Source organism: Methylibium sp. (genome assembly GCF_013817365.1).
Taxonomy (GTDB): Bacteria; Pseudomonadota; Gammaproteobacteria; order Burkholderiales; family Burkholderiaceae_C; genus Methylibium.
The window spans coordinates 1-5,096 of record NZ_JACDCU010000305.1; the positions used below are offsets into that span (position 1 = coordinate 1).

Sequence of the window (5,096 nt, forward strand, 5' to 3'; positions counted from 1 at the left end):
CGGCGATGCCGAGTCCCGCGCCATCGTGGCGCAGATGCGTGACGACGAGGCCCGCCACGCCCGAAGCGCCCAAGAAGCCGGCGCGGCCGCCCTGCCGGCGCCGATGCGCTGGCTGATGCGCGGCGCATCCAAGGTGATGACGACGGTCGCGCAGCGGATCTGAAATCGATCACCGTGGCACTGCGCGGCCCGGCTCAGAGATCGACGATTTCGACGGCGGTGGTCATCTCGGCCGTCTTGCCGAGCATTGCGCTGGCCGAGCAGTATTTCTCGTGCGAGAGCTGCACCGCGCGTTGGACTATGGCGGGCGACAAGCCGCGGCCACTGACGATGAAGTGCATGTGGATCCGCGTGAACACCTTCGGGTCCGTCGTTGCGCGCTCCGCCGTGAGGCGCACTTCACAGTCGCGCACATCGTGGCGGCCCCGCTTGAGAATGAGCACCACGTCGTAGGCCGTGCAGCCACCGGTGCCGGCCAATACCGTTTCCATGGGCCGCGGCGCGAGGTTGCGGCCACCACCATCGGGCGCGCCGTCCATGGCGATCAGGTGGCCGCTGCCCGTTTCGGCGTGAAAGGCCATGCCGGCCGCGGCTTGCCAGCGAACGGTGCATTCCATCCTCGATCTCCTTATGCTGAGGGCTGCAGATTGTGCCGTTCTGCCGCAATGGAGTCGCCAGCTCGAAGCCAGAGGGAACTGGTCCTCCTTGCCTCGAAGGGCGGCACTAGAATCCAGATGCGTTGCGCAGGCCGAGCCCGCGCGACATCGCTTGTCTCCTCCACCCTCCAACCGGTGGATTTCAGCCCAAGGCCTCGCGGCCTTGGGCTTTTTTTTGTGCGCTTTCAAGCCGGCTCGCCACCGCGCCGGGCTTTCGGTATGACGCAGGTTCCAACAAGCGCCTGCCTTATCATCGCGCCGCTTCGAAAGAGGAGACCCCGATGGCCCGCGCCGCGCGCCCCCCGATCCGTTCCGAAGTGCCCGCGCGCCGTGCCAGCCCCACTCCCGCCGGGTCGCCCGACTATCTGCGGCGCATCCTGACCGCCAAGGTCTATGACGTGGCCATCGAGTCGGCGCTGCAGCCCGCGCCCCAACTCTCCGAGCGCCTGGCCAACCGCGTGCTGCTCAAGCGCGAAGACGAGCAGCCGGTGTTCAGCTTCAAGCTGCGTGGCGCCTACAACAAGATGGCGCACCTGAGCCCGGCGCAACTGGAGCGCGGCGTGATCTGCGCCTCCGCCGGCAACCATGCGCAAGGGGTGGCGCTCTCCGCACGCAAGCTGGGCTGCCGGGCCCTGATCGTGATGCCCGTGACCACGCCGCAGCTCAAGATCGACGCGGTGCGTGCGCTGGGCGGCGAGGTGGTGCTGCACGGCGACAGCTACTCCGACGCCCATGCCCACGCGCTCGAACTGGAGCAAGCCCACGGCGCCACCTTCGTTCATCCCTTCGACGATCCAGACGTCATCGCTGGCCAGGGCACCATCGCCATGGAGATCCTGCGCCAGCACCAGGGGCCCATCGACGCGGTGTTCGTCGCCATCGGCGGCGGCGGCCTGATCTCGGGGGTGGCCTCCTACATCAAGGCCGTGCGGCCGGAGATCCAGGTCATCGGCGTGCAGACCACCGACTCCGACGCGATGGTGCGCTCCGTGCGCGCCGGCGAGCGGGTGCTGCTGCCCGACGTGGGGCTGTTCACCGACGGCACCGCGGTCAAGCTCGTCGGCGAGGAGACGTTCCGGCTGACTCGCGAGCTGGTCGACGGCTTCGAGATCGTCGACACCGACGCCGTCTGCGCCGCCATCAAGGACGTGTTCCAGGACACCCGGGCCATCCTCGAGCCGGCCGGCGCGATGGGGGTGGCGGCGATCAAGCAGTACGTCGCCCGAGAGCGTTGCGCAGGCCGCACCTTCGTGGCCATTACCTGCGGCGCCAACATGAACTTCGACCGGCTGCGCTTCGTGGCCGAACGCGCCGAGGTCGGCGAGGAGCGCGAAGCGCTGTTCGCTGTAACCATTCCCGAGGAGCGCGGCTCCTTCAAGCGCTTTTGCGAACTCGTCGGCCCGCGCAGCGTGACCGAGTTCAACTACCGGATTTCCGACGCCGAGCGGGCGCATGTGTTCGTCGGCCTGACCACCACCGCCCCTGGCGAATCGGCGCGCATCACCGACGGCTTCGCTGCTCAGGGCTTTCCCACCGTCGACCTGACCCACGACGAGCTCGCCAAGACGCACATCCGCCACCTCGTCGGCGGACGCTCCGAGCTGGCGCAGGGCGAGCGGCTGTTTCGTTTCGTGTTCCCTGAGCGGCCCGGCGCGCTGATGCGCTTTCTGACGCGCATGCACCCCGACTGGAACATCAGCCTCTTTCACTACCGCAACCAAGGTGCCGACTACGGCCGCATCCTCGTCGGCCTTCAGGTGCCCCCCGGCGAAGCGCAGGCCCTCGACGCTTTCCTGGCCTCGCTCGACTACCCCTGCGTCGAGGAGACCGACAACCCCGTGTACCGGCTCTTCCTGCGCTGAGCCTGGCACCGCTCGCTCGGCTCCGTCCACCCCCCCGGTCCGCCGGTCGCCGCCGTGCGATCCAGCGGGCACAATCGCGCGACTTCGAAGCCCACACCCTCATGTCCGTGCAGCGTTCCCTGATCGCCCCCACCGCCCATCCCCGGCTCGAAGACGCCCTGCGCCTGAAGCTGCAGCGTCGCGGCGAAACCGCCGGCAGCCTGGGCGAGCTCGAACCGCTCGCGGTGCGCCTGGGGCTGATCCAGAACACGCTCAAGCCGCGCCTGCATCAGCCGCAGCTGATGGTGTTCGCCGGCGATCACGGCCTCGTGGTCGAAGGTCTGACACCGCCCGGCGCCCCGACCCTGTCCCTGGTGACCGACCTGCTGGCCGGCCGGCTGCCGATGGCGGTTTTTTCCTTCATCCAGGGCATGAACATCAGCGTGATCGATGCCGGCCTGGCCGATGAACTGGGCCCGCACCCGGCCCTGCTGCAGCGCAAGATCGGTTTCGGCACCCGCAATGCGCGCTTCGCCGCCGCGATGTCGGTAGATCAGGCCCATGCCGCCATCCGCGCCGGCATGGAGATGGCCGACACCATGCCCGGCAACGTGCTGGCCTGCGCCGGCATCGGCATCGGCTCGCACGAAAGCGCGGCAATGCTGATCTCGCGCATTGCCGACACGCCGATCGCCGCCCTGCTGCAAACGCAGGGCGACGCGCCGTCGGAGCCGTTGCTTGGCGTGCTCGACGCGGTGCGGACACGGCACGAGGGCGTCACCGATCCGGTCGAAGTGCTCGCCGCCTTCGGCGGTTTCGAGATTGCCATGATGGTCGGTGCCATGCTGGTGGCCGCCAGCAAGCGCCACCTGATCATGGTCGACGGCGTGCCGGCCTGCGCGGCGCTGCTGGTGGCCTCGCGCATCGCCGCGCCGGTGACCGACTATGTTGTTTTCTGCCGCAGCCACAGCCACCCGGGGCTCGACCAGGCCATGGGAATCTTCCAGGCCAGCGCCTTGCTCGAACTCGGCATGGAAAGCACCGATGGCACCGGTGCCACTTTGGCTTGGCCGCTGATCCACAGCGCGGCAGCGCTGCTGAGCGAAGTGGTCGAAGGAGAAGATGCAGGCCCGACGCTGCCGTCTTCGGTGTTGATGCCGGAGGCCGCCGAAGCAACGCGCAGCGGACCGCGCTCGCTATGAACTTCAGGCCGGGCGACGACGAAATGTCTGCGTGCCAGCCGCCGCTTCGCCGCGCTAGCGGCGGTTGATGCGATTGTCGGCCGGGTCGGTCTCGTAGGCCGACTGGCCGCTGTCGGGCGCGGGCGCCAGCGGGTCGGGCGAGGGTGGCGCCACGAATTCGGACTGCTCGGGCGGTTCGAACTGTCCCGGATATTCGGGCGGCGCGGGCACGGCGGCCGTGGGAGAAAAGGAGGGCGCCGGCGGCAGACTGCCGGTGGCCGCCGGGACCAGCGGCGGCAGTTCCAGCCGAACCGCGGCCAAGCCTTCCGACGGCCCAATCGTGGCGCCGCGGCGGGCGACCGCCTGAAGCACCAGCTTGTCGTCGACCGCCGAGCCGATCCGGAAAGGCCGCGGCGGCTTGCCGTCCACGGCAATGAGCGCGATGCCTTCGCCAGCGCCACGCTCGCCGGCTTGGGGTGCCATCACGCCCACCAGTTTGAAGCGGCTGGCCAAGCCCGGCTCGGTCGGCGAGGGGGCGTCGGCCGCCGCCGGCGTCGCGAACAGGCGCATGACATCGCCCCGCAGCACCATGGCTGTGGACACCGGCTGGACGGAAGCGGGCAGCGGCGGGGCCGCGACGCCGACACGCAGGCCCCAATAGGCCAAACATGCCGCAACAGCGGCCCACAAGAAGAACGCAACAATACGGGCTGACATGGCACGCGATTATGATGGACAGGCCCCCACACACGACGGTTGCAGAGCGCCGTCCGAGCTCACAAATGACGCCTGTTCACTCTTTCCCGCGCCGTTGCGTGCGCGGCTTCACGCTGATCGAGCTGATGGTGGTGTTGGTCATCATCGGCGTGCTGGCCGCGCTGATCGTGCCCAATGTGCTGGAGCGTGCAGACGACGCGCGCGTCACCGCCGCGCGCACCGATGTCAATAATCTGATGCAGTCGCTCAAGCTGTACCGCCTGGACAACCAGCGCTATCCCACTGCCGAACAGGGGCTGCAGGCGCTGGTCGCCAAACCCACCGCCACGCCGGTGCCGCCGAACTGGAAGCCCTATCTCGAAAAGCTGCCGAACGATCCCTGGGGTCGCCCTTATCAGTACGTGAACCCGGGCGTGAAGGGGCAGGTCGACGTGTTCAGCTTCGGCTTCGACGGGCAGTCCGGCGGCGAAGACCGCGACGCCGACATCGGCTCCTGGCAGTGAACAGCTGGCGCGCAGCGCCCGAAAGCCCTTCGTGACACGGCTGCCTCGCGCGGGACGCGGCTTCACGATCGTGGAATTGCTGATCGTGGTGGCGGTGATCGCCATCGCCTCCTCCGTCGCTGTGCTGGCGTTGCGCGATCCCTCGGCCACGCGCCTGGAGCGCGAGGCGGCGCGGCTCGCCGCCCTGCTCGAGTCGGG

The 5,096-nt window shown here is 68.7% G+C and carries 7 protein-coding genes; 5 read left to right on the plus strand and 2 right to left on the minus strand.

What is annotated here, in order from left to right:
- The coding region (locus tag H0W38_RS16220) for a demethoxyubiquinone hydroxylase family protein (RefSeq protein WP_292455988.1) at positions 1–163 on the plus strand (163 nt) is incomplete at its 5' end.
- Positions 164–194: 31 nt separating this feature from the next.
- On the opposite strand, the gene H0W38_RS16225 is transcribed toward H0W38_RS16220, so the two are convergent.
- Positions 195–617: an OsmC family protein gene (locus H0W38_RS16225; RefSeq protein WP_292455975.1), complete on the minus strand. Its 423-nt coding sequence runs from the start codon at positions 615–617 to the stop codon at positions 195–197.
- A gap of 320 nt (positions 618–937) precedes the next feature.
- Between H0W38_RS16225 and ilvA the strand changes: the two genes are divergently transcribed.
- Both ilvA and H0W38_RS16235 read left to right on the plus strand, forming a co-directional pair.
- Positions 938–2,518 (plus strand): threonine ammonia-lyase, biosynthetic, encoded by a 1,581-nt coding sequence (ilvA, locus tag H0W38_RS16230; RefSeq protein ID WP_292455978.1) that lies wholly within the window; start codon positions 938–940, stop codon positions 2,516–2,518.
- A 101-nt stretch (positions 2,519–2,619) separates the two neighbouring features.
- The gene (locus H0W38_RS16235) at positions 2,620–3,699 is read left to right on the plus strand and encodes a nicotinate-nucleotide--dimethylbenzimidazole phosphoribosyltransferase (protein ID WP_292455979.1); all 1,080 of its coding nucleotides are present in this window, start codon (positions 2,620–2,622) and stop codon (positions 3,697–3,699) included.
- Positions 3,700–3,753: 54 nt separating this feature from the next.
- Here H0W38_RS16235 and H0W38_RS16240 read toward each other — a convergent pair whose 3' ends face one another.
- Positions 3,754–4,395, minus strand: coding sequence for a hypothetical protein (locus H0W38_RS16240; protein WP_292455982.1), 642 nt, complete (start codon positions 4,393–4,395; stop codon positions 3,754–3,756).
- A gap of 65 nt (positions 4,396–4,460) precedes the next feature.
- Here H0W38_RS16240 and gspG point away from each other — a divergent pair, with 65 nt between their 5' ends.
- The gene (gene gspG / locus H0W38_RS16245) at positions 4,461–4,898 is read left to right on the plus strand and encodes a type II secretion system major pseudopilin GspG (protein ID WP_292455984.1); all 438 of its coding nucleotides are present in this window, start codon (positions 4,461–4,463) and stop codon (positions 4,896–4,898) included.
- 31 nt (positions 4,899–4,929) lie between these two features.
- On the plus strand, positions 4,930–5,096 hold a 167-nt coding region (locus tag H0W38_RS16250; RefSeq protein WP_292455989.1), incomplete at its 3' end, for a Tfp pilus assembly protein FimT/FimU.